We start from the raw sequence: 24,419 nt of genomic DNA, 5'->3' as shown, positions 1-24,419 counted from the left end.
CCATGGCCCATATCCCGGACGGCGTCCTGTCGCTTCCCGTGCTTGCGGGCGGCGGCGTGCTGGCCGTCGCTGGGCTCGCAGTGGCGCTGCGAGGGCTGCGGGAGGAGGACATTCCCAAGGTGGCGCTGCTCTCCGCTGCCTTCTTCTGCGTCTCGCTGGTGGCGGTGCCGGTGGGGCCGTCCAGCGTCCATCTCCTGCTGTCCGGGCTCATGGGGCTGATGATCGGCTGGGCCGCCCTGCCGGCGGTGGTGGCCGGGCTCCTGCTTCAGGCGGTGCTGTTCGGCTTTGGGGGGCTCACCACGCTGGGTGTCAATGCCGTGAACATTGCCGGTCCCGGCATTCTTCTGGGCCTCCTGCTGCGTCCTACCGTGCGCCGGGCGCGGCCGGGCCTTGCTGGGGTGATTGGTGGCGCCTGCGCCGCCGGTGCGGTGGCGGGCACCGCCGGCCTCGTCGCCCTGTCCCTGGTCCTCTCCGGCTCCGAGTTCGTGCCTTCGGCGCGCATCATTCTCCTCACCTATGTCCCGCTCATGCTGGGCGAGGCCGCCGTGACGGGATTTGCCGTGGCCTTCCTGAAAACCGTGAAACCGGAGGTGTTCGCCGCCACCCGCCAGGAGCAGGCCGCGCCGACGGCGGATGCCGCGGTCGGCGGCGTTCTTGCGCCGGGCGGGGATGTGAAGTGAGCGCCTCGGTTCCCTTTCGCGCCCTCCTTTGCGCCTTCGCGCTGATGGCGCTGTGGAGCGGACCGGCCGCCGCCCATCGCCTGAAAGTGTTCGCCACGGTGGAGGGCGGCACCGTCACCGGCTATGCCTTCTTCATCGGCGGCGGGCGACCCCAGGGGGCGCAAGTGATCTTCCGGACGCCGGGCGGCGCGGACCTGGCCGCGGCCGTCACCGATGCGGAGGGCGGCTTCTCCTATCGGCCACCCACCCCGCAGCCGGTGGAGGTGGTGGTGAATGCGGGCGATGGCCACATGGCGGAGGTGCTGCTGGCGGCCGATCGCTTTGGCCCGGCACAGCCTGCGCCAGACGGGCGGGATACAGCCGCCTCAGCGCCGGAGGAGGTCGCGGGGACGACAGCTTCGGCGCCTGCACCCTCGTCGCCGTCCTCGCCCGCCTGCCTGCCCGACCCTACCGTCCTGGCGGGACTGGTGGATGCGGCGGCGGATCGTGCGGTCGCCCGCCAGATCCGCCCGCTGCTGGAAGCCTATGAGGCGGCCGAAGGCCGCGTCCGGTTCAACGATGTGATGGGCGGCATCGGCATGATCGTGGGGTTGGCCGGCACCGCCTTGTGGGTGTCCGCCCGGCGGCGCACGGGAGCGGGCAAGTGAGCCTTGCCGGGCCGGATGGGGCCGCGCCCTCGGTCCTGCCGGACCTCGATCCGCGCACCCGCCTTCTTTCCGCCTTCGCCTGTGTCCTGGCCATCATATCCTTGCACCAGATCACACTCGCCGCTGCCGCTCTGCTGGCGGCGCTGGGGCTGGCGCTCGCCAGCGGGCTTGGGCCATCTGCGCTCGCGCGGCGCCTCGCCCATATGGAAGGCTTCATGCTGGTTCTGCTGGTGCTGCTGCCCTTCACCACGCCCGGGGCTCCCGTGCTGGAGCTGGGCGGATTTGCCGCGAGCCAGGAAGGCCTGTCCCGCGCCGTCCTGATCGTGGTGAAGGTGAATGCCTGCGCGGCCTGCGTCTTCGCGCTCATCGGCACCCTGGAGCCGGTGCGCGTGGGGCAGGCGGCGGCGCGCCTTGGTGTGCCCGAACCGCTCGTGCATCTCTTCCTGATGATGGTGCGCTATGTCTCGCTCATCCGCGAGGAAACCGGACGATTGCGCGATGCCATGCGGGCGCGCGCCTTCGTTCCGCGCACCAGCCTTCACACCTGGCGCAGCCTCGGCCAATTGTGCGGGATGATTCTGGTCCGGGCGTTGGAGCGGGCCGAGCGGGTGCACGAAGCCATGCGCTGCCGGGGCTTCGCCGGCCGCTTCCCGGCGCGGCTGGCGACCCTGTCCTTCCAGGCGGCCGACTTGATGTTCGGGCTCGTCCTAGGTGTGGTCCTCGCCGGGTTCCTCGCTTTGGAGTACCTGTCATGAACGCCCCGCTGCTGATGCTGGAGCAGGTGACGGTGCGCCGGGGCGAGGTGAGCGTCCTCAATGCCGTCGACCTTGCGCTGCATGCGGGGGAGAGGCTGGCGCTCGTGGGGCCGAACGGAGCGGGAAAGACCACCTTGCTGCGCACGCTGGTGGGCCTGGAGCGACCCGTTTCCGGACGCATCCACGCCTTCGGCCGCGAGCGGCGGGTGGAGAAGGATTTTCGCGAGGTGCGCGCGCGCGCCGCCTTCCTGTTCCAGGACCCGGACGACCAGCTCTTCTGCCCCACCGTGCTCGACGACGTGGCCTTCGGCCCGCTCAATCTGGGCCTCGGTCGCGCGGAGGCCGTGGCGGAAGCCCGCGCCTGCCTGGACCGGCTGGGCCTCCTGCATCTCGCGGACCGGGTCACGCACCGTCTGTCGGGAGGTGAAAAGCGCCTTGTATCGCTGGCCGCCGTGCTGGCCATGCGCCCGCAGGTTCTGCTGCTGGACGAGCCCACCAATGCCCTGGACGAGGTCAACCATTCCCGCATGCTGGAGGTGCTCTCGGGCCTCGACACGGCGATGATCCTGGTCTCCCACGATCGCTCGGTCCTGGAGCGCCTCGCCACCCGCGCCGTGGCGCTCAAGTCGGGCCAGCTTTCGGAGGCGCTCATCCATCGCCACGCGGTGACGCGGGAGGATTTTCACATTCACGGCCTCGATGCCGGCCACAGCCATGGCGCATCCGTCGAGGCCCCTTAAGGCTGCGCCGACGGCAGCCCCTCCCCCACCTTCTGGAGCACGTAGGGGAAGAAGGGGTTGGACGACATGCGCATCACCATGATGAGGGGGATGGTCAGCGCACTGAATTCCCCACGCCCGGCGGCGGTGCCGAGCGAGATGCCGAAATTATCGCCCGGCTCCGGCTGGAGGCCATAGAGTCCGTCCTGGAGCGGGAAGGGCACCGCGATGTGCGAGAGCGAATAGACCTCCGGCGGAAAGGCGAGCCCCAGAGGCGCCTCGCGGGCCGTGGTCTGTCCTGCCTCGGTGATGCGGGCGGAGGCGGTCAGCGTGTCCGGCGCACTGTTGGTGATGATGGTGGTGCGATAGGGGCGCGGCCCCGGCGGCAGCAGGGCTTCTGCCGCGTCGAGGGCAATGATGCTCAGGAAATTATTGAGCTGTGCCAGACGGTTCACATCGAACAGCACCAGCTCGCTGCCATTGTCAGGCAGGTGTCCGTAAAGGCCGTCGACCATGTCCTGGGCCACCACCGTATGGTCAAGCAGGGACTGGAAGGTGAGGACGGGCGGCAGGCCCTCCAGGCGGCCGGACTTCAGGTGGCGGGCGATATTGTCGCGCAGAGCCTGCGTCAGGCGCCAGGACTGGTAGCCGCCATTGACCGGGAAGGAATTGTACTTGAACGGATTGAACTCCGGCAGGATGGAGAGCCAGGCCGACTGGGCGAAGAAGGGCAGGACGGCAGGCCATCCCGCAAGCGGCGCGAAGCGCGCATAGGGCGTGACCCCCACCATGGGCGAGACCAGCACCAGCCGGGCCGGCTTGACCAGCGTCGGATCGTCGAGGGCATCGAGCGCATACATGAGCGCGAGCGCCGCCCCATTGGAATAGCCGGCCACATGCACAGGCAACGTGCCGCCCGCCCGACGCTTCGCCTCGCGCATGACAAGGCGCGTGGCAGCCATGAAGTCTTCCCACTCGGCGCTCTTCAGCGCGGCGGGAGTGGTGCCATGGGCGGGCAGGCGGATGCCGAGGGCGACGAAGCCCCGCTGGGCATACAGGTTCGCGAAATGGCGCAAGCTATAGGGCGAATCGGTCAGGCCGTGGAGAAACACGGCCACGCCCTTCACCGGGCCTTGAGGCTCGATGACGAAGGAGCGGTTCCAATCCTGGGCAAAATGGGGCGGATAGATCGGACTGTCCGCGAAATAGCGATTGCCGGGCACGCGGGCGGCCGGGGAGAGTTGATCCGCCACGTGGGTGCGGATCTCCTCCATGAGCTTGGCTTCGCGGGCGAGGTAGGCCGGCCAGTCAGCCTTGCCGAGCTCCTCGCGGGTGAGTTCGGTGGGGGCAAACGTGTGCCAGGCCTCGAGCGGCGGCTCCATGCGTGCCAGGAAGCCACGGCCGACCAGGGCCAAGGCGGTGAGGACGACAAGCAGGACCAGCAGGCGCCGCACCTGCCTGAACACGAACCCCATACCATTGCCCCCGGTCTCGTCCCTACAGCGCCGAATTCAAGGCGGCCATGCTCTTTGGCGCCATCTAGTCACGGGGTGGGCGGGGAGGCAAATGGGCAATCGGGGGCGGCGTCCCCTCAGCGAGACCGGCCTTAAAGCCGGTCCATCTCGAAGTCCTGGCAGGACAGGTCGAACTGGGACAGGCCGTCCGCCAGGTAATCCGCCAGAAGCGGCATGCCCAGCAGATAGCTGGCCGTGCGCCCGCTGCGGGCGTCCGCCGCCTGCGCCTTGAGGTCGTCCCAGTCAGCCAGGGTGCCATCGCCCCGGCCGAGCCAGGCGAGCGCCACGAGCTCCACCTGCTCGTCCTCGTTCAGCGCGCGGATATGGCCCACGATCTCGGCGCGGGTGGGATCGTCGCCATGGTCCTCCAGCACCGCCGCCATGCCGTCATCACTGGCGTTGGAGCCGTCGTCGGGATCCGTCACCACGTCCTTGGCGTCGAATTCCCGCGCCTTGATGATGATGAAGCAGACCGCTTCCAGCGGGATCGAGAGTTCGGGCGCGTCGGCCATGTGCGGTCTCCGGGCGATGATTGGGGTGGGGATCAGGCCGCCAGATGCTTTTCGATCTCTCCGACGGGGAGGTTCATGAGATCCTTGGCCACCTCCCCCTGCACGCGTGCCTTGAGGCTTGCCCCCATATGGTCGCGCACAATGCCGAGGGCGCGGGGCGGAGCGACCACCACGATGTGCTTCACCCCGTGGCTCTCCGCCGCCTTCTCCAGATGGTCGACGGCCTCCTTCACGAAGTCGGCTTCCGCTTCTGCATGAAGGTCGGTCTCGGCGACTGCGCTGCGCGAGACACCGGAGGATTCATGGACACGGCCCGGCCTGTCGGTGCCGAGCGCCCGCGTGGGCGGGACGGGTTGCACGGCCACGTCAATGGTCTTCAGGTCGAGATGGGCGGCATCTCCCGCATTTTCCAGCACTAGCGCCTTGGCGCCGTCGCACAGGAAAACCCAGCCCTTCCAAGGCACGGTGATCTTTGTCATGACACCCTCCCGTCATCGCCAGACGCGTCCGGCGGCGATGATCCTGCCGGCGATGGTGCGCGCGGCAGGCGTGCGTGCCCTTGATCCCCGTCAAGGGCACGGGAGGGAAACGCGCCGCCCCCGGGGCGGTTCCGCTTCAGGCGTCAGGAGGGGCGGCCGGACAGGATCTCACGCTTGCCCGCATGGTTGGCGGGGCCGACGATGCCCTCGTTCTCCATGCGCTCCATCAGGCTGGCCGCCTTGTTGTAGCCGATCTGGAGACGGCGCTGGATGTAGGAGGTGGACGCCTTGCGGTCGCGCATGACGATGGCCACGGCCTGCTCGTAATGGTCGGAACCATCTTCCGCCAGCGGGCTCTTGTCGAACACCGCGACGTCCTCGACCTCTTCTTCCTCGTCCACCTCGTCGGAGGTCACCGCTTCCAGATATTCGGGCCGCCCCTGCGCCTTCAGGTGCGCCACCACGTGCTCCACCTCCGCGTCGGAGACGAAGGGGCCGTGCACGCGGGTGATGCGCCCGCCATTGGCCATGTAGAGCATGTCGCCCTGGCCCAGCAGCGTCTCGGCGCCCATCTCGCCCAGGATGGTGCGGCTGTCGATCTTGGAGGTCACCTGGAAGGAGATGCGGGTGGGGAAATTGGCCTTGATGGTGCCCGTGATCACATCCACCGAGGGGCGCTGGGTGGCCATCACCAGATGGATGCCGGCGGCGCGGGCCATCTGGGCGAGGCGCTGGATGGCGCCCTCGATGTCCTTGCCGGCCACCATCATCAGGTCGGCCATCTCGTCCACGATGATGACGATGTAAGGCAGCGAGGCGAGGTCCATGGTGACCTCCTCGTAGGTCATCTCGCCGGTCTCCTTGTCGAAGCCGGTCTGGACCACGGAGGTAATCACCTCGCCCTTGGCGCGAGCTTCCGCCACGCGGGCGTTGAAGCCCTCGATGTTGCGCACCTTCAGGCGCGACATCTTGCGATACCGGTCCTCCATCTCCCGGACAGCCCATTGCAGGGCGATGATGGCCTTCTTCGGATCGGTGACCACGGGGGTGAGGAGGTGGGGGATGCCCTCATAGACCGAGAGCTCCAGCATCTTCGGGTCGATCATGATCAGCCGGCACTGCTCGGGGGTGAGCCGGTAGAGCAGCGACAGGATCATGGTGTTGATGGCCACCGACTTGCCCGAGCCGGTGGTGCCGGCCACCAGCAGATGGGGCATGCGGGCAAGGTCCACGATCACCGGCTCGCCGCCAATGGTCTTGCCGAGGCACAGCCCAAGCCGGGCACGGGCATCCGTGAAGGCGTGGGCGGCGAGAAGCTCGCGCAGCCACACCGTCTCGCGGCGTTGGTTGGGGAGCTCGATGCCGATCACGTTGCGCCCTTCCACCACCGCGACGCGGGCGGAGACCGCGCTCATGGAGCGGGCAATGTCGGCGGACAGGCCGATGACGCGCGACGACTTGGTGCCGGGCGCCGGCTCGAACTCGTAGAGCGTCACCACAGGGCCGGGATTGGCGTCGATCACCTCGCCCCGCACGCCGAAGTCGCGCAGGGTCTGCTGGAGGGCGGCGGAATTGCGGTCGAGGGCTTCCTCGGAGAGTTCCAGCGCCGGCTCCACCGGGGGCGGCTCGGACAGGAGGTCGAGGGAGGGCAGCTCATAGCCCTCGTGCATCAGGCCGGACGTGACCGAGAGCGGCAGGGCCGGCGGCTCAGCCGGAACGGGGAGGGTATCCTGGACCGGGGCGGCGGGTGCTGGCGCCGGCGCATCGGTCTCGATGACGGACGCCTCCAGGATCGCTTCGGCCGCGACAGCTTCGGGCGCGGGGGCCTCAAGGCAGGCATCGGCGAGCGCCGTCCCAGCCTCTTCGGCCGCGTTCAGCGCGCTTTCTGGTGCGGGGACGACGGAGGCCTCGGCATCCGGTCCCGTGGTGGCGTCGGCCACCTGAACGGCAGTGTCCTCCGGCTGCGGCGTGGCGAGGGACGCGGTGGCGAAGAGCGGCCAGCCAAAGGTGGCGGTGAAGGCGCCGGGCGTGCCCAATGCCGGTACCGGGATCGCAGAGAAGGAGAGTGCCGGCGCGAGGGCCGTCTCTTCGCTGGCGGAAGGCTCAGCCGCCGGCTGGGGCTCTGGCGCCCGCAGGTCCTGCTCGCAGACAGGGGCCGGGACCACTGGATGAAGGACGATCAGATGGGCGAGGGAGCGGAGGGTGGCGGGCAGGTCGTCCATCGGATGGGCAGGGGTGGATGCGATGGACAAGGCTTCCTCGGAAATGGCCACGGTCTGGACGGTCTCTGCTTCGGCTTCGGGTGGCGGCGGGGGCTCAAGATCGGAGGGTGAGATGGCCGCCTCCGCTTCCGCCACTACAATGGATGCCACGTCCTCTGCCGTCTCGGGCGCCGGCGGCGGGTTGGCCGGTGTGATCACCTCCGCGACCCCAATGTCCCCAATGGCGGGGCTCATGGCTGAATCGTTCCCTCCAAGAGCGCCCGCCTCAGGTGCGGCGAGGGCGTCGGGCGCCGTCACCGGGGCAGATGGCGGGGCGGATGGAGCTTCCGCCCGCACGCCGTCCGCGGCCAAGGCCTCCGCCAGGCGGCGGCGCAGCACCATCGGTTCGTTCGGAGCCGGAGCCATGTCCGCGGCAGGGGCGGCGTCGGGCGGACCTGCCTGGATCGAAGCCGGGCCGACCACAGGCCGTGCACCACGCTCGGCTGCCAGACGCGCGGCCCAGCTTTCGCCGGTCCAGTCGATCAGCACGTCGTCATCGTCCAGCTCGGCGGAGAGCGCTGTCGCTGGGAAATAGGGCGTTTCCGGGATCGTCCAATTCTCCGCCGGATGTTCCGCGCTTGCGGCTTCGGAGCGGGCCTCGGGCGCCGCTTCGGTCGCAGGCGCGGCGGGCGCCTCGTCCATGGGCGATGCGGGGGCGGCGGCCGGCTCGCCCTTGCGGCGCAGGAACACGTCGGGCGTGCGCGTGAAGCGGGTGTTGGCGTCCAGGGTGAATGGGCGCAGCCAGCTCGGCACCTGCTCCGGCTCGATCCAGGGCGACCGCGCCAGATTGCTCGACCCGCCGCTGCTTGCGGACGGGGAGAAGACGGAAGCAGGGGGACCGGGCGGGCGATTCCAGGATGACATGTGCGTCCAAGACCCTTTGCAAGACCCTTCGGCCGATGGTGGCGGCCGGCAACGTTCACTCCAGTCGTAAGGAGCGCCCGTTAATGGGAGGTTTGGACGCGACGTTCACGCTTGTCGCAGGCGCGGTTTTCCCCAGCCTGTGGCTTTCCCGCACAAGCCGGGGCGAGGTGCGCCGCCTATGCCCGCATGCGCTGAAGGGTGCGGAAGCCCTCCGCCAGGATCTGCGGCGACACGGGCTGGACGAAGTTGCGGATATAGGGCGCAGTTTCCCAGGACAGGTTCACCACCTTGTGGATGACCTCGTCCCCTCCGACACCGAAGTCGGACAGGGCGCGGGGCAAGTCCAGCAGCGCATAGAAAGCGAGGAGATCCTCAAGGAAGGCGGGTGCGCGGCCCTCCGCCACCAATTGTACCAGCAGCCCCAGGGCCACCTGCTCGCCATGGAGCGCGCGGGCGATCTCCGGCACGGCGGAAAAGCCCCGGGTGAGCGAATGGGCGATGGACAGGCCGCCGCTCTCGAAGGCAAGGCCCGACAGGAGGATGGTCGCCTCCACCACGCTCTCCACCGCCCCGTCCGCGCTCTTGCGCGTGACCGCCTCCACGGCGGCGAGGCCGTCGCGGCGGATGGTGCGGTAGCAGGCATCGGCGATGGCGACCGAGAGCTCCGTGGGCCGGGCCTTGAAGAAGTTCATCCCGCCTGCTTTGGCGCATTGCTCCACCTCGAACTTCTTCGACAGCGCATCGCCGATGCCGGCGATGAAGAAGCGCGGGGGCGCCTGGACGATGATGGAGGTGTCCACCAGCACCGCATCGGGATTGGCGCTCATGAGTCGCACTTCGCTCAGTACATGATCGGCCGTGTAGAGCACGGCGAGGCGCGAGGTGGGGCTGTCGTTGGAAGCAATGGTGGGCACGATGATGATGGGTGCCTGGAGTGCCATGCGCACGCCCTTGGCGGTGTCGATGGCCTTGCCGCCGCCCACCCCGATGATCACATCCGCCTTCGCCCGCCGGGCGGTGCTGGCCAGCGTCTCGATCTCGGCAGCCGTGCATTCCCCGGAGAAGGTGGCGAAGACGGCCTGCTCTGTGCCGGCCAGCTCCCGCCGCAGCCGGTCGCCCAGCAATTGCGTCACCACGGCATCCGCCACGATGAAGGGCCGCCGGCCATGGAGGCGCACCAGCGGCCCCAGCTCGGACAGGGCGTCCGGCCCCTGGATGTAGCGGCTCGGTGCTCCGAAGGCGCGAAGGCTCATGCATCCCCCCAGTGAAAGTCCCGCTTTCCCCCGTCCATGCAGATGAGGGCGCCATTGATGAAGGCCGCCTGCACCGAGCACAGGAAGGCGACGAGGGCGCCCACTTCCTGCGGCGCGCAGAAACGGCCGATGGGATTTTGTCCTGTTATGACCGCGCGCTTCTCCGGGGAAAAGGTGGCGATGAAGTCGGTGGCCACATAGCCCGGCGCGATGGCGTTCACGGTGATACCGTCGCCGCCCACCTCCTTGGCGAGGGTGCGCGTGAATCCGAGCACGCCGGCCTTGGCGGCGGAATAGTTTGTCACGCCGGGTCGCCCGCCGCCGGTGACGTTCATGGACGAGGTGTTGACGATGCGCCCGAAGCCGCCCGCCCGCATGACCGGGATGGCATGCTTGGCGCACAGGAAGGTGCTGCGCAAATGGGTGCGCACGATGATGTCGAAATCCTCCACATCAAGGTCCTCGGCCTTGCGGCCGATATGGCGCCCGCCCGCGCCCGCATTGTTGATGAGGATGTCGAGCCGCCCGAACGCCTCTGCCGCCTGCGCGATGACGGCGCGGGCGGCAGCCTCGTCGGAGGCATCGCCCGGTGCGGTCGCGGCACGGTGGCCGGCGGCGCGCAGGGCTTTCGCGAAATCTTCCGCGCCCTCTTTGTCGATGTCGTTGACGATGATGGCGGCGCCTTCCGCCGCCAGCGCTTCCGCCTCCGCCCGGCCGATGCCGCGCGCGGCGCCGGTGACGAGGGCAACCTTTCCGGCGAGCCCGAAATCCATGGTCGTCTTGTCCTTCTTGGAGGGCGGCGTCAGCCCTTCACGGCGCCGGCTCCGAGGCCCTGGATGAAATATTGGCTCAGCAGCGCGAAGGCGCCGAACAGCGGCAGCGCGATGAGGGTGGAGCCGGCCATGATCTCCCCCCAGCGCAGGTCGAACGATCCGATCATGGAGGCAAGGCCCACGGGCACGGTCTTGTTGGCGTCCGAGCCGATCATGATCAGCGCATAGGTGTAGTCGGTCCAGGACAGGAGGAAGGAGAAGATGGCGACCGTGATCAGCCCCGGCAGGGAGAGCGGCAGCACCACCCGCAGGAAGGCGCCAAGCCTCGTGCAGCCATCCACCATGGCCGCCTCCTCCAGCTCGAACGGCATGCTCTTGAAGAAGCCCCACAGGAACCAAACGCCCAGCGGCAAGGTGAGGGTGAGGTGCGAGACGATGACGGAAGTCAGCGTGTCGCCGAGCCCGATCTTGGCAAAGATGGAGAAGAGGGGAATGGCGATGAGCAGCGGCGGGAACATGTAGGCATAGAGCATGGCCCCCACGATCAGCCCCTTGCCCCGGATGCGGTGGCGCGTGACCGCATAGGCGATCATCACGGAGAAGACCATCGTGACCGCCACGGTCACCAAAGCCACCAGCAGCGAATTCATGAACTGGCTGGGATAATCGGTCAGCTCCAGGAGGTTGGTATAGTATTCGAGCGTGAACGGCCCCGGCATCAACGAGGTGGAATTGATGAGGGCCTGCGGCGCGCGGGTGGAGGACACCACCATCCAATAGATGGGGAAGGCGGAATAGACCGCGATGATGAGCGCTGCGAGATAGAGCGCGATGCGGCCGGAGCGGGAGCGGGGGAGCGAGGTGGACATCAGATCTCACTCCGTGTCGAGCGGGAACAGGCGGAAATAGATGAAGACCGCCACCGAGAGGATGGCGAAGGAAATGGTCGCCACCGCCGCCCCGCCGCCAATGTCGAACTGCCCGAAGGCCTGCTTGTAGGACAGGATAGCCAAATGCTCGGTGGACCCCACCGGGCCGCCCTGCGTGAGCAGCCAGATGACGTCGAACTTGTTGAACATCCACACCGCCCGCAGCAGCACGATCACGGTCAGGATCGGCTTCAGCATGGGCAGGGTGATGTGGAAGAAGCGCTGCACCGCATTGGTGCCGTCCACCTTGGCGGCTTCGTAGAGGGAGGAGGGGACGGTCTGGAGGGCGGCGAGGAAGGTGGTGGTGACAAAGGGCGTCCACATCCACACGCTCACCAGGATGACGGAGGCCATGGCGGCGCCGGGGCTCTCGAACCATTGCACCGGCGGCAGGCCGAGCGCCGCGATGACCCTGGTGAGCACGCCGATGGAGCCGTCCACCATCCATTTGAAGGTCAGCACCACCACCACGGTGGGCAGCAGATAGGGCAGGATGGACAGGCCGCGCACGATGTTGCGGCCGGGAAAGACCTGGTTCAGCACCAGCGCGAAGCCGATGCCCAGCACCACTTGCAGGACGATGGTGCCGAAGGAATAGATGAAACCGTTGATGAGCGCCCGCCAGAAGATCCACTGGGAGAGCATGCGGACATAATTGTCGAAGCCCACGAAGCGCGGCGCGCCGACGAAGGAATCCATCTGGTAGAAGCTCAGCGACACCGCATAGACCACGGGCGCCACGATGAGCAGCGCCGTGACCGCGAGGCCCATGAAGAGGAAGGAATAGATCGTCGCCTTGGAGCTCACCTGCGGCGCCTCTGCTTCGGAAATTGCGCAGCGCGCTCCGGCCCGCGGGTACGGGACGCCGGAGCGCTTCGAGGGGTGCCGGGCGGGCCATGGTGTCAGGGCAGGGCCCGCCCGGCCCCGCGGTATCAGGAGGCGATCACCTGTCGCATCCGCTCGCCCGCGGTCTTCACGCACTCGGCCGACGACATGCCCTTGAGCAGCTTGTTCTGCAGCATCTCCGGGAAGACGAAGGCTTCGAAGATCTTGCCGGGCTTCAGGCTCGGGGACGGGCCCTGCGTGTCGATGGAGGTGAGGATCATGTTCTTGTCGGTCAGGAAGGACCGCATCATCTCCACCGCAGCATTGTGCTTCTCGATGAGGGGATGGGCGCGCCAGCGGGCATCGTCATAGACGTCGAGGCGCGGCGGCTGGAAGTGCAGCGGGGCGGTGTGCAGGAAGTTGATGTACTGGTTCTCTGTGAACCAGGCCATGAACTTCATGGCTTCGTCCGATTGCGGCGTCTTCAGCACCACCCAGCCGTCATAGCCGTGGTTGACCGCCTGGTGCTTACCGGCCGAATCCATGTAGGGCATGATGCCGTACTTATCGGCGAGCGCGGGATTGTTGCGCTCCAGCGTCTCGATCATGCGCCCCGCATAGGCGGAATGAGCCACCTTGCCGGAGGTGAAGTTGGACAAGACTTCGCCGAAGCTCACCTGGCTGGCGCCCGACGGCATGGTCTTGTAGAGCTCGCCGAAGAAATCCAGATAGCGCGCGGCGCGGGGCGCCATGTCGGCATTGTCGAAGATGATGTTCCACTTGTCGTCGAACAGCTGCACCCCTTCCGCCCACATGAAGCCCGGGGACAGCCAGTTGGTGGCGCCGTTGGAGCCGATGGGATAGAGCGCGCCCGACATGCCGTCGGTGTTGAGCGCCTGCGCGTTCTTCAGGAACACGTCCCAGGTCTTCGGCACCTCCAGCTTGTTCTTCTCGTACAGGTCCTTGCGGTAATAGATCCAGGCCAGGTTGTAATCGTAGGGGTACCAGTAGACCTTCCCATCCAGCGGGAAGAGGATGTTCGGCCCCCACTTATACTTGTCGGTGAGTGAATTGAGCGGCATCAGGTGCCCCTCGCTCGCCAGGATCAGCACGTGGCCGACAAAGGCGAAGGTGGCGATGTCATAGGGGGTGCCGCCACGAAGCGAGGTGGTGACCTTCGTGAAGATGCCGTCCAGCGGCACGGAATCCACCACCACCTTGGTGCCGGTGAGCTTCTCATATTCGGCGCCCGCCACCTTCAGCGCGCGAATGCTGTCGATGGAGGTTTCCGCATTCAGGAAGCGGATGGTCTTCGTGCTCTGCGCCCGCACGATCGAGGGGGCGGCGATGCCACCCGCCGCGATGCCGGCGGCCAATGCCCCCGATCCCTTCAGAAGGGTGCGGCGCGAGACGCCGCCGGTCCTGTTCTCGTCCATGGCCCTCTCCTCCCAATTCCGTCCTGTTTTCCGGACGCGATGATTTTTGTGCGTGTGGTCGTGTTCAGGCGGCGGGCCGCTGGCCCTGCCTTGCGCCGGCCCGGTTCAGCCGGGCCCCGGTGTCCTTCTGGAAGACGTGCAGCCGCTCGGGGCGGAACTGCACCGGCAGCGTGGTGCCGTGGCGGATCGCGTCGGAGCGGTCCATGAGCACCTTGAGGCGGACCCCGTCCACGTCGCCGATGCAGAGCGTCTGTGCGCCCAATTGTTCGATCACCGCCACTTGGAAGGGGCGCGCGGCCGGGCCTTCGGCGAGGGTCACATGCTCGGGCCGCACGCCGAGCACCGCCTCGGTACCCTCCTTCACCTCCACGTCCGGCGGCAGGGCCACCGTCAGCCCACCGCAGCGCAGGGCGCCGCCGATGATCCGGCCCTCGGCAAGGTTCATTTCCGGCGAGCCGATGAAGCCGGCGACGAACAGGTTGGCCGGGCGGTCATAGACCTCCAGCGGCGCGCCCACCTGCTGCACATGGCCGTCGCGCATGATGAGGATGCGGTCCGCCAGCGTCATGGCCTCCACCTGATCGTGGGTCACATAGATCATGGAGGTGCCCACCTCCCGGTGCAGACGGGCGATCTCCTCGCGCATGCGCACCCGCAGCTTGGCGTCGAGGTTGGAGAGCGGCTCGTCCAGCAGGAACACGTCGGGATCGCGCACCAGGGCCCGGCCCAGCGCCACGCGCTGCATCTGCCCGCCGGAGAGCTGCTTGGGCTTGCGCTCCAGATAGGGGTCGAGGCCCAGCATGGCGGAGGCGGACTTCACCCGCCGGTCGATCTCACCCTTGTCCATCTTGCGCATGCGCAGGCCGAAGGCGAGGTTCTCGTAGATGGTCTTGTGCGGGTAGAGCGCATAGTTCTGGAACACCATGGCGATGTTCCGGTCCTTGGGCTCAAGCCGGGTTACGTCCCGCCCGCCGATCTCGACCGTGCCGGTGGTGATCTCTTCCAGGCCCGCCACCATGCGCAGCGTGGTGGACTTGCCGCAGCCGGAGGGGCCAAGGAAGACCACGAACTCGCCGTCGCGGATGTCCAGGTCCACCCCATGCACCGCCACCGTGGCGCCATAGGCCTTGCGGACCTGCTTCAGCCTGACCTCGGCCATGTTTCCTCTCCCTGCGACGCCTTTTGGCGTCAGCGTCCGCGCACGAAGGCGTGGATCTTGTGGTTGAGCGGCGCCAGCGCCGCCTGGATCTCGCAATACAGCCCGTGGCCGTCACGGTAGCGTGCGGCCCGCGCGGCATCGGGCACGGCGCGGGAGACGATTTGGACCACCTCCGCTGCCGCCTGTTCGTCCCTGTAGGCCCCAACCCCGACGCCCGCGATGAGCGCGGCACCGAAGGAGGCTTCGGCCACCGCCGGCAGTTCCACCTCCACATTCAGCACATCCGCCACGATCTGGCGCCACAGGGCGCTGCGGGCGCCACCTCCGGTGAGGCGGGCGGTGGAGAAGTCGAGGCCCTTGGCGTTGAGGGCGAGCAGGCAGTCCTTCAGCGAATAGGCGATGCCCTCATAGAGCGCGCGCACGAAATGGCCGGGGCCGTGATTGAAGCCGATCCCGACGAAATCGGCGCGCAGCAGCGGGTCCCAATGGGGGCTGCGCTCGCCGTTCAGATAGGGGTGGAAGATGAGGCCCTCCGCACCCGGCGCAACGGCGGCGGCCAGCCGGTCCATCTCGTTGAAGACCGCGGTGCCATCCTCGCCCGGCCGCTTGAAGAAGGTGTCGCGCAGCCATTTGTGCGCGGAGGCGCAGGAATTGGTGGCGGCGATCACATACCAGTGGTCGGGAATGACATGGGGATAGTTGATGACCGTGAAGTCCGGCCGTGCGGCGGGGGTGAGCACACTCACGGTCGCAGCGGTGGCGAGCTTCACCACGCCCAGGCCCTCGCGCACCATGCCGGCGCCGTAGGTCTCCGCCGCCGTGTCCGAGGTCCCGCACACCACGGGGGTGCCGGCCTTCAGGCCGCAGGCGCGGGCGGCCTCGGCCGTCACCTCTCCGACCACGGTGGTGGGCGTGACGATGGGCGGCAAGGTCTCCATCGGCCAGCCGATCATGGCGCACAGTTCGGCTGACCAGTCATTGGTCCGCGCATCCGCCATGAGGGTGCCGACCGCGTCGATATGGTCGGTTTCCCAGGTGCCCGTGAGGCGGGAGCGCAGCCAGTCCTTGGCCACATAGAGCCGCTTCACCCGTGCGAAGGCGTCCGGCTCGTGGCGGCGCAGCCACAGCATCTGCGGCAAGGTCCAGGTGGGATTGGCGCGGTTGGCGCCGATCTCCAGGATGCGGGCATCCGCCTCAGCGCGCAGGTCCTGCGTCTCCGCGCCCGAGCGTTGGTCGTTCCACAGGATGGCGGGGCGGATCACCCGGCCATCCGCATCCTCCAGCACCTGGGTATGGGCGCCGGCGGAAAAGGAGACGGCAGCGACGTTGCCCGAATCGGCGCCCGCCGCCGCCAGCGCCTGCGGCACCGTGCGGCAGACGGCCTGCCACCAATCGTGCGGATCCTGCTCGCTCCAGCCAGGATGGGGCGCATGGGTGAGGACGGGCGCGGATGCCTCTCCCGCCAGCGTGCCATCCAGCCGGATGATCGAGGTCTTCAGCGACCCGGCGCCCAGATCGATGCCGACGAGCAGGCTAGGTGCCACGGCGGCGCTCCTCGCCTGCTGGTGCGAAGACATCAGTCATGGCGCACGTCCACGGCGGAGGGGGCGGGACGCAGGCCGAGCTTGCCGGGATTCATGAGATTGTCCGGGTCGAGGGCGTCCTTGATGGCCTGGAGGACATCAAGGCCGGCGCCCAGCTCGCGGGCGAGCCAGGGATTGCGGAATACGCCGACCCCGTGATGGTGGGCGATGGAGCCGCCATGGTCGAGGGTCAGCCCCTCTATGGTGTCCCACAGCCGCGCATGGAGCGGAAGGGCCTGCGCCTGGTCCATGGGCGGCAGGCGGATGGTCATGTATTGGCAGGCGCCTTCTGGATAGATGTGCGACCAGTGGGCGCCGAAATGGATCTGCGGGTAGATCTCCCGCACCGCCGCGGCGATGGCCGCATAGAGGCCAGGAAGGGCGGACCAGTTGCCGGTCACCTCGATCGTGTCGTTGAAATAGCCCGCCGCCTGCCACTTCTGGGAGAAGGCCACGTAGCGATTGGCCTTCCAATGGTGAAATGGCCCGTCGGGGGCGACCTTGCCGCCTTCCTCCGCGCAGATGGCCAGCGCCATGTCCTGCTCGGTGGTGACCATGGGCTCGGCGCCTGAGAAGACCATCACCGCCAGGATGGGATGGGTGCGGAACACCTCAAGCCCCTCGGTGCGCTCGGCGCTTTCGGCCCCGTCATAGATGCGTGCGATGGTGGGACGCAGTTCGGCCTGCATAATGCGCCGCGCGGCGGTCCAGGCGGCATCCAGGGAGGGGAAGGCTAGTACCACGCCGCGTTCCACCTCGGGCTTCTTCCAGATGCGCAGGGACAGTTCGGTGATGATGCCGAGCGTGCCCTCGCTGCCCACCAGGAGGTCGCGGAGCGAGGGGCCGACGGAGCGGCGCGGCAGGGGGGCGATGGCCAGCATCCGGCCATCGGGCAGCACGGCCTTCAAGCCCACCACGATGTCCTCGATCTTGCCATAGCGGGAGGAGGCCTGCCCGCCGCCCCGGCAGGCGGCCCAGCCGCCCACGGTGGAAATCTCGATGGATTGCGGCAGGTGTCCACAGGTGAAGCCCTCGGCATTGAGCGCCGCCTCGAAGGCCGCGCCATTCATGCCCGCTTCGACGGTTGCCACCGCATTGATGGGGTCGACCGAAACGATCCGGTCGAGCCGGCGCAGGTCCACCATGACTTCCTGCGCGAGCGGGATTGCCCCGCCCAGCACGCCGGAGCCGTTGCCATAGGGGATGAGCTGGATCTTGTGGGCGCGGGCATAGCCAACCAGGGCCGCCACCTCCTCCGTAGAGCCGGGGCGCACGGCGAGGCGAGGCAGGACACCGGCGAGGCGGCCGGTCCGTTCCCGGAAATTGGCGAAGGGCAGCCGGTCGTGGGCATAAGCGCGCCGGCCGTCCGCATCGGCGATCACATGGTCGGCGCCCACGATGGCGGCGAGCGCCTGCGCGAGGGCGACGGTGCCGGCTTCGGGGGTGTGGTCGTCCGCTTGCGCTTCGGCGATGGCTGGGCCGGTCATATGCACCTCTCGCGAGGGGAGGCGCGAAGCGGCAAGCCCGGTGAGAGCCCCATCCTCGTCTCCTCCCATTTCTTATTGAACAATCGTTTGTTCAAAGCTGTCAGACTTGTCCCGGGTCGTCAAGCGCGGCATTTGGAAAAAAACAGGAGACCGTTCAGGCCCTCGTTGGCCCCGTGGAGGCGCGGACCACCAGGGCCCCAGGCGGAAGGGGCGGCACGGGATCGGGCTCTTCCCCATTCAGGGCGCGGATCAGGGCGGTGGCGGCGACGCGCCCCATCTCCTCGGTGGGCATGGCCACGCAAGTCAGCGCCGGATAAAGCATGGCCGCCACCGGGGCATCGTGCAGCCCCACCACCGAGACATCGTCGGGAATGCGCAATCCCGCTTCGTGAAGCCGCGCCATGGCCCCCGCTCCTGAGACGAGGGTCGCCGCCAGCACCGCGCTGGGCTTCTGCGGCAGCAGGGCCGACATGGCCGCCGCGCCGCCTTCCGCCGTATAGCCGGCCACGGCCACCAAAGCCGGATCGAACGCAATGCCCGCCGCCGCCAGGCCATCGCGATAGCCGGTGAGCCGCTCGCGGGCATTGAAGCCGCCCTCCCGGCCGGCCAGGTGCGCGATGCGCCGGTGGCCCAGCGCCACCAGATGGTCCACGGCCTTGCGTGCCGCCGCGCGGCTGTCCAGCACCACGGACAAGGGCGCGCCGGGCAGCACGCGGTTCATGAGCACGAAGGGCACCTGGGCGGCGTTGAGGTCCGTGCGCAGCACCTCATCATCGTCGAGGCTCGCCACCAGCAGGCCGTCCACCCGGTTGGTCTGGGAGATCTTGGCGATGGTGGTGGCGGTGGCCCCGGGCTCGCGATGGGAAATCAGCAAGGAATAGCCAAGCGCGGCCGCCGCCATCTCGGCCCCGCGAATGGCCGAGGCGAAGACCGGATTGTCCAGTTGTGGGACCACGATGCCGAGGGTGGAGGTGCGTGCGGTGCGCAGGCCCCGCGCCAGCGGATTGGCGCGGTAGTTCAGTTCCCCTGCCACCTTGAGGATGCGTTCGCGCGTCTCTTCCCGCACTCTTTGGGCGGCCTCGCCGCGCAGCACCCGCGAGGCGGTGGACATGTCCACGCCCGCCACCCGCGCCACGTCCGCCAAGGTCACCCGCGCCATTCTTCGCTCCCGCCTGACGGAGCGACCATAACGGGCTTCGCGGGCGGGGAAAATGCGGCGCGCGGGCGGGCCTCTCCGCGCGCCGAACCCGTTGCGTTCAGGAGGCCTCGGCGGCCGGCGCCTCCTCGCCCGTCAAGGCGGCGGTGAAGGTGGAGAAGAACTGGTCCGCCAGCTTGCGGGCGGTGGCCTGGATGAGGCGCCCGCCCAGCGCGGCCAGCTTGCCGCCGATCTGCGCATCGGCCGTATAGGTCAGGACGGTCTCCTCGCCATCCTCGGCGAGCTTGACCACCGCCTCGCCCTTGGCAAAGCCCGCCACGCCGCCATTCCCCTGGCCTGCGATGCGGCAGCCGGAGGGCGGGTCCATGTCGGTCAGTTCCACGGTGCCGGAGAAAGTGGCGGAGACCGGTCCCACCTTGATCTGTACCTTGGCCGCGTAGGCGTTCTCGCCCGTGGCTTCCAGTTCCTTGCAGCCGGGAATGCAGCGCTTGAGCATCTCCGGGTCGAGGATCGCCGCCCAGACCTGCTGCCGGGGCGCGGCGATGCGATATTCGCCGACGATTTCCATCTCAGCTCTCCTCTTGTTTCCTCAAGGTCCTGCGGCGCGAGGTTAAGCGCGCGGCGGCCGTTTGGAAATTGGTGTTGCGCCCGCCGTCCCTCAGACCGCGCAATAGCGGTCCTGGATGTCCTTGTCCGCCAGCAAGGCGGCGGCGCTGGAGCGGTGGACGATCTCGCCCTGGTCGATGATGATGGCGCGATCCGCCAGCTTCAGCGCCCATTCCACATTCTGCTCCACCAGGACGAGGGTGGTGCCGGCAGCCTTCAGCCGCCGGAACAGGACGCCCATCTCCTCAACCAGCACCGGCATGATGCCCTCGGAGGGCTCGTCCAGCAGGATCAAGGATGGCTTGGCGATCATGGCGCGGGCGATGGCCAGCATCTGCTGCTCGCCGCCCGACATGGTGGTGCCCTGCTGGTTCAGGCGCTCCTTCAGGCGCGGAAAGCTCTCGGCGATCTCGTCGATGGCCGCGCGCTCGTCGATCCGCCCGCCGGCGGCCACGAGGCCCAGCTGCAGGTTCTCCCGCACCGTGAGGCTCGGCACGATGCGCCGTTCTTCCGGCACATAGGCGAGGCCCCGCTTGAAGCGGGCATGGGCGGGAAGGGCGAGGATCTCCTCGCCCCGGAACCGCACCGAGCCCGACGTCCGCGGCATCAGCCCCATGATGGAGCGCATGGTGGTCGTCTTGCCGGCCCCGTTGCGGCCCACCAGCGCGACGATCTCGCCCTCTGCCACATCGAACGAGACGCCATGGAGGACATGGCTCGCCCCGTACCAGGCATTGAGCCCTTGGATCTCAAGCATAGCCATCGTTCTGACCCAGATAGACGCGACGGACTTCCGGGTCCGTCTGGATGGATTGGGGCGTACCATCGGCAATCAGCCGGCCATGATGGAGCACCAGGATGCGATCGGACAGGCCGAGGATCATCTTCATCTTGTGCTCCACCAGAAGCACGGTGCGCTCGCGGGCGAGGCGCTCGATGAGGGCGACCATGTCCTTGGTCTCTTCCGGCCCCATGCCGGCGGTCGGCTCGTCGAGGAGCAGGAGCTCGGGGTCGGCCACCAAGGCGATGGCGATCTCCAGCGCCCGCTGCTCGCCATGGGCCAGGGACTTCGCGATGCGGGCCTGCCGGTTGGACAGCCCCACCGCCGCCAGCGCCCGGTCCGCCTTCTCGTCGAGCTCAGGATAGGCGGTGCGGTTGAAGAACAGGTCGTAGCGGGCGGCGAAGGCTTGGGCAGCCACCCGCACATTCTCGTGCACCGTCAGCTCGGGAAAGATGTTAGTGATCTGGTAGGAGCGGGCAATGCCGAGATGGGCGAAGCGATGTTGCTTCAGCCCGGAAATCTCCTGGCCCTTATAGCGAATGGAGCCGGTGGAGGGCGGCAGCACGCCCGAGAGCACGTTGAAGAAGGTGCTCTTGCCGGCGCCGTTGGGGCCGATGATGGCAGTGACCTTATTGGCCTCGAAGGTGGCGGAAATGCCCGCCAGCGCCACGAAGCCCCCGAAGGTGCGGCCGATATTGTCGACGCTGAGCAAGGGAGCGCTCATCGCTGCGTCCTCCAGGCGAGGAAGGTGCCCCACAGGCCCTTGGGCAGGAACAACACGAAGAAGATGAAGATGAGTCCGGCGATGAGCTGCCAGTGGGACGTCCAGGTGGAGGCCACGTCCTCGATCAGGAGGAACACCAGCGCGCCCACGAACGGCCCGAAGAAGCTGCCGGCGCCGCCCAGCATGGTCATCATCACCACCAGGCCCGACGTGTGATAGTGCAGGCTGTCCAGGGGCACGATGGCGAGGTGCATGGCCGACATGGCACCCGCCAGCCCGCAGATGAGGCCGGACACGATGAAGGCGATGAGCTTGGTGCGCTCCACGTCATAGCCGCAGGCCCGCGCACGGGTCTCGTTCTCGCGGATGGCCTCGATCACCGCGCCGAAAGGCGAGTTGAGCAGGCGCGAGACAAACCACAGCGCCAGCGCCGTGAAGACCATCAGCACATAGTATTTTTTCACCGGGTCCAGGAAATCGATGGTGAGGCCCAGCACGTTGATCTTGGACACGGTGAAGCCGCGCAGGCCGTTCTCGCCGCCCGTCCAGGCGGTGGCCTGGAGCGCCACGTAATAGACAAGCTGGGACAGAGCCAGAGTCACCATTGAGAAATAGATACCGCGTGTGCGGATGGAGAGAGACCCCATCACCGCCGCCAGCACGCCAGAGCCCAGCACGCCCAGCACCATGGCCGGGAACCAGCCGAGGCCCAGATGCACCATGACCATGCCGGTCAGATAGGCGCCGCCACCGAAAAAGGCCGCATGGCCGAAGGACAGGAGCCCGGTATAGCCGAACAACAGATTGTAGCCGACCGCGAACAGGCCGTAGATCAGGACGTTCACCGCAAGCGCCTGCGAGGGCAGGACCCAGGGCAGGACGCACAAGGCCAGAACAGAGAGCGGGACGCGCCAGGCACTCAAGGTGGTGCGCAGGTCGCCCTTGGCGGCTTGCGCCGGCACGGCGAGAGGAGGGGAGGTCACGGGTGCGGTCTCCTTCACGCGCCCACGGGGCGTCCGAACAGGCCCTGCGGACGCACCAGCAGGACCAGGGCCATGAGGCCGAACATGACGATGGTGGCCATTTCCGGCGCGAACAGCGCCGTCATGCTCACCGCGATGCCGATGCCCAGTCCGGCGACCACCGCGCCGAGCAGCGATCCCATGCCGCCGATGACGGTGACGACGAAGGCTTCCGCCAGCACCAGCGCGCCCATTTCGGGGTTCACGTTGCGCATGGGCGCGGCCAGCACGCCGCCCAGCGCGGTCAGTGCCACCCCAAGGCCAAAAACGGCCAGCCACAGGCGGGAAATGTCGACGCCCAGCACCCGCATGATGAGCGGGTCGCGGGCACCGGCCCGCACGATGAGGCCGAATTTGGTCTTCTCCAGGCCCAGCCACAGCGCGATGAGGATCACCGCCACGAGGCCGACAACGAACAGGCGGTAGATGGGGAAATAGCCCACGCCCAGGTCCACCACGCCGGTCAGCGCCGCGGGGGTGGAGAAGGGCACGCCGTCGGTGCCGAACACGATGCGCACGACCTCAACCAGCACATAGCCGAGGCCGAAGGTCAGAAGCAGCGGATCGTCGATGGAGCGCTTGTAGAGCGGGCGGATGAGGAAGCGCTCAATGAGCATGCCGAAGGCGCCCACCAGGAGTGGCGCCAGCACCAGCGCCCACCAGAAGCTGCCCGTGCGCTCGGCGATGTAGAGCCCCGCATAGGCGCCCACCATGAACAGCGCCCCATGGGCGAAGTTCACGATGCCCAGCATGCCGAAGATGATGGTGAGGCCGAGCGCGACCATGATCAGGATCGCCCCGAGCGCCACGCCGGAAAAGAGCTGCATGAAAATGAGTTCGAGGTCCATCGGGCGTTCCTAGGGGACGGGCCGGGCGGCCGCCGGCAGGCTGGGGACCGGGCCGCCGCCGGACCCGTCCTGGCTGCACCCAGGACCGCCGGCGGCGCATAGAGCTGCGGCGGGTCGGCCCGCCGGGTGGTCAGGTGGGGAAACCAAGCTCGCCGCAGCTGCGCAGCATGGTCTCGGAGCCGGGAACATCCGCGATGATGGCGAAGAGATCCTGGTCGTTGGCCATGTCGGCCTTCTTCTTGGACTCCAGCACCAGCACCGACTGCACCGACTGGTGGTCGCACTTGCGGTAGAATTGCGGACCCTTGGCCACGTCGTATTTCAGGCTTTCAAGAGCCGCGACCACCTTGTCCGTGTCCGATCCGCCGGCCTGCGCCATGGCAAGCAGCAGCGAGGCGACGCCGGTATAGCCATAGGCGCCGTAATCGCTGGGATAGCTGCCATTGTTCGCCGACTTATAGGCGTCGTTGAATGCCTTGGCGGAGGGGACGGTCTTCTCCAGGCCCCAATAATAATTGGCGCCGCCCACCACGCCCTCGAAGGCGTCGGGCCCCAGCGCCAGGCGCTGATTGTAGAGGATGACCGGCACCACGATGCGCATGGACTGCTTGAGCCCGAACTCTGTGGCCTGCTTGATGGCATTGGCCTGGTCGCGGCCGAAATTGCAGATGCACAGAATGTCCGGCTTCATGGACCGGATGCGGGGCATCAAGGTGGAATAGTCGGACGCGCCGATGGGGTGCAGGATCTCACCCACCGTCTCCGCGCCGATGGCGGCGGCGGCGCGCTTGAAGCCGCGCAGCATTTCGTGGCCATAGGCATAGTCGGCGACGAGGTAGGCGACCTTGGAGCCCTTCTTGAAGGTCTTCTCCGCCACCGCCGCCGTGGTCATGTGCGGGTTGAGGGCCTCGTGGAAGGTGTAGCGCGAGAAGTCCTTCACCTCGTTGATGGTGTCGGACTGGCTGATGGAGACATAGATCACGCCACGGGCGCGGGTGACCTCGTTCACGGCCAGCTGCACGGCGCTGGAGAGCGAGCCGACAATGGCGTGGACCTTGTCCTTCTCGATCAGCTCCAGCGTGCGGGTGGCCGCTTCGCCGGCATTGAGCTTGTCGTCACGCACCAGCAATTCCACCTTGCGCCCGGCAATGCCGCCCTTGGCATTCACCTGCTGAACGGCAAGCTCGGCGCACTTCACCTGGTCCTTCGCCTCGGCGCCGAAGGGGCCGGTGAGGGGCACGGGAAAGCCGATGCGGATGGTCTCCGACTGGGCGCGCACGAGGGTCGGCGCGGCGAGAAGGCCGACGCCGGCCGCCATGCCGCCGAGAACGGTGCGGCGGGATACGTCAGAGCGGAACAGGTCCTTGCGCGTGGTCATGAAATCCTCCCGAAACTCTTGTTTTGGT

Annotated in this window: 23 protein-coding genes; 4 read left to right on the top strand and 19 right to left on the bottom strand. The window is 67.7% G+C overall.

Features of this window, described 5'->3' with window-relative positions; genetic code table 11:
* Positions 1-2 precede the first annotated feature (2 nt).
* The 4 genes from cbiM to PV781_RS16850 are packed head-to-tail and all read left to right on the top strand — an operon-like array spanning position 3 to position 2,822.
* Positions 3-680 carry a cobalt transporter CbiM gene (cbiM, locus tag PV781_RS16865; protein WP_274776801.1) on the top strand — a complete coding sequence of 226 codons (678 nt, stop codon included), beginning with the start codon at positions 3-5 and terminating at the stop codon, positions 678-680.
* Complete coding sequence (locus PV781_RS16860) at positions 677-1,327, top strand: cobalamin biosynthesis protein CbiM (protein WP_274776800.1); 651 nt, start codon at positions 677-679, stop codon at positions 1,325-1,327. The genes cbiM and PV781_RS16860 overlap by 4 nt, the downstream gene beginning before the upstream one ends.
* On the top strand, positions 1,324-2,082 hold the full coding sequence (gene cbiQ, locus PV781_RS16855) for a cobalt ECF transporter T component CbiQ (RefSeq protein ID WP_274776799.1): 759 nt from the start codon (positions 1,324-1,326) through the stop codon (positions 2,080-2,082). The genes PV781_RS16860 and cbiQ overlap by 4 nt, the downstream gene beginning before the upstream one ends.
* Positions 2,079-2,822: an energy-coupling factor ABC transporter ATP-binding protein gene (locus tag PV781_RS16850; RefSeq protein WP_274776798.1), complete on the top strand. Its 744-nt coding sequence runs from the start codon at positions 2,079-2,081 to the stop codon at positions 2,820-2,822. Before cbiQ ends, PV781_RS16850 begins: the two co-directional genes overlap by 4 nt.
* Here PV781_RS16850 and PV781_RS16845 read toward each other — a convergent pair.
* From PV781_RS16845 to PV781_RS16755, 19 genes are all read right to left on the bottom strand, one after another.
* On the bottom strand, positions 2,819-4,276 hold the full coding sequence (locus PV781_RS16845; protein ID WP_274776797.1) for an alpha/beta hydrolase: 1,458 nt from the start codon (positions 4,274-4,276) through the stop codon (positions 2,819-2,821). The two genes, PV781_RS16850 and PV781_RS16845, sit on opposite strands and share 4 nt — an antisense overlap.
* A gap of 131 nt (positions 4,277-4,407) precedes the next feature.
* A complete protein-coding gene (locus tag PV781_RS16840; protein ID WP_274776796.1) occupies positions 4,408-4,827 on the bottom strand; it encodes a DUF3775 domain-containing protein in 420 nt (139 codons plus the stop codon).
* A 32-nt stretch (positions 4,828-4,859) separates the two neighbouring features.
* On the bottom strand, positions 4,860-5,306 hold the full coding sequence (locus PV781_RS16835) for a host attachment family protein (protein ID WP_274776795.1): 447 nt from the start codon (positions 5,304-5,306) through the stop codon (positions 4,860-4,862).
* Between the two features lie 143 nt (positions 5,307-5,449).
* Positions 5,450-8,431: a DNA translocase FtsK gene (locus tag PV781_RS16830; RefSeq protein ID WP_274776794.1), complete on the bottom strand. Its 2,982-nt coding sequence runs from the start codon at positions 8,429-8,431 to the stop codon at positions 5,450-5,452.
* 176 nt (positions 8,432-8,607) lie between these two features.
* The gene (locus tag PV781_RS16825; protein ID WP_274776793.1) at positions 8,608-9,684 is read right to left on the bottom strand and encodes a glycerol dehydrogenase; all 1,077 of its coding nucleotides are present in this window, start codon (positions 9,682-9,684) and stop codon (positions 8,608-8,610) included.
* Entirely contained in the window at positions 9,681-10,457 is a 777-nt protein-coding gene (locus PV781_RS16820; protein ID WP_274776792.1) for an SDR family NAD(P)-dependent oxidoreductase, read from the bottom strand. The genes PV781_RS16825 and PV781_RS16820 overlap by 4 nt, the downstream gene beginning before the upstream one ends.
* Positions 10,458-10,486: 29 nt before the next feature.
* Positions 10,487-11,326 (bottom strand): carbohydrate ABC transporter permease, encoded by an 840-nt coding sequence (locus PV781_RS16815; protein WP_274776791.1) that lies wholly within the window; start codon positions 11,324-11,326, stop codon positions 10,487-10,489.
* 6 nt (positions 11,327-11,332) lie between these two features.
* Positions 11,333-12,193, bottom strand: coding sequence for a carbohydrate ABC transporter permease (locus PV781_RS16810; RefSeq protein ID WP_274776790.1), 861 nt, complete (start codon positions 12,191-12,193; stop codon positions 11,333-11,335).
* Positions 12,194-12,318: 125 nt separating this feature from the next.
* A complete protein-coding gene (locus PV781_RS16805) occupies positions 12,319-13,647 on the bottom strand; it encodes an ABC transporter substrate-binding protein (RefSeq protein WP_274776789.1) in 1,329 nt (442 codons plus the stop codon).
* Between the two features lie 64 nt (positions 13,648-13,711).
* A complete protein-coding gene (locus PV781_RS16800) occupies positions 13,712-14,806 on the bottom strand; it encodes an ABC transporter ATP-binding protein (RefSeq protein ID WP_274776788.1) in 1,095 nt (364 codons plus the stop codon).
* A gap of 29 nt (positions 14,807-14,835) precedes the next feature.
* Complete coding sequence (gene xylB, locus PV781_RS16795; protein ID WP_274776787.1) at positions 14,836-16,350, bottom strand: xylulokinase; 1,515 nt, start codon at positions 16,348-16,350, stop codon at positions 14,836-14,838.
* A 32-nt stretch (positions 16,351-16,382) separates the two neighbouring features.
* Positions 16,383-17,876 (bottom strand): FAD-binding oxidoreductase, encoded by a 1,494-nt coding sequence (locus PV781_RS16790; protein WP_274776786.1) that lies wholly within the window; start codon positions 17,874-17,876, stop codon positions 16,383-16,385.
* Positions 17,877-18,030: 154 nt separating this feature from the next.
* Positions 18,031-19,035, bottom strand: a complete 1,005-nt coding sequence (locus PV781_RS16785; protein ID WP_274776785.1) for a LacI family DNA-binding transcriptional regulator — start codon at positions 19,033-19,035, stop codon at positions 18,031-18,033.
* A gap of 97 nt (positions 19,036-19,132) precedes the next feature.
* Positions 19,133-19,600, bottom strand: a complete 468-nt coding sequence (locus PV781_RS16780; protein ID WP_274776784.1) for an SRPBCC family protein — start codon at positions 19,598-19,600, stop codon at positions 19,133-19,135.
* A 90-nt stretch (positions 19,601-19,690) separates the two neighbouring features.
* Positions 19,691-20,395, bottom strand: a complete 705-nt coding sequence (locus PV781_RS16775; RefSeq protein ID WP_209102969.1) for an ABC transporter ATP-binding protein — start codon at positions 20,393-20,395, stop codon at positions 19,691-19,693.
* Positions 20,388-21,143, bottom strand: coding sequence for an ABC transporter ATP-binding protein (locus PV781_RS16770; RefSeq protein WP_274776783.1), 756 nt, complete (start codon positions 21,141-21,143; stop codon positions 20,388-20,390). The genes PV781_RS16775 and PV781_RS16770 overlap by 8 nt, the downstream gene beginning before the upstream one ends.
* The gene (locus tag PV781_RS16765; RefSeq protein ID WP_425532412.1) at positions 21,140-22,126 is read right to left on the bottom strand and encodes a branched-chain amino acid ABC transporter permease; all 987 of its coding nucleotides are present in this window, start codon (positions 22,124-22,126) and stop codon (positions 21,140-21,142) included. The genes PV781_RS16770 and PV781_RS16765 overlap by 4 nt, the downstream gene beginning before the upstream one ends.
* Before the next feature lie 14 nt (positions 22,127-22,140).
* Positions 22,141-23,013: a branched-chain amino acid ABC transporter permease gene (locus PV781_RS16760; protein ID WP_274776782.1), complete on the bottom strand. Its 873-nt coding sequence runs from the start codon at positions 23,011-23,013 to the stop codon at positions 22,141-22,143.
* 130 nt (positions 23,014-23,143) lie between these two features.
* Positions 23,144-24,391 (bottom strand): ABC transporter substrate-binding protein, encoded by a 1,248-nt coding sequence (locus PV781_RS16755; RefSeq protein ID WP_274776781.1) that lies wholly within the window; start codon positions 24,389-24,391, stop codon positions 23,144-23,146.
* Positions 24,392-24,419: the final 28 nt, after the last annotated feature.

The sequence above is a fragment of the Aquabacter sediminis genome (genome assembly GCF_028863665.1).
Lineage (GTDB): Bacteria > Pseudomonadota > Alphaproteobacteria > Rhizobiales > Xanthobacteraceae > L1I39.
Note: the sequence above shows the minus strand (reverse complement) of the source record. Positions and strands in the feature narration are given on the sequence as shown.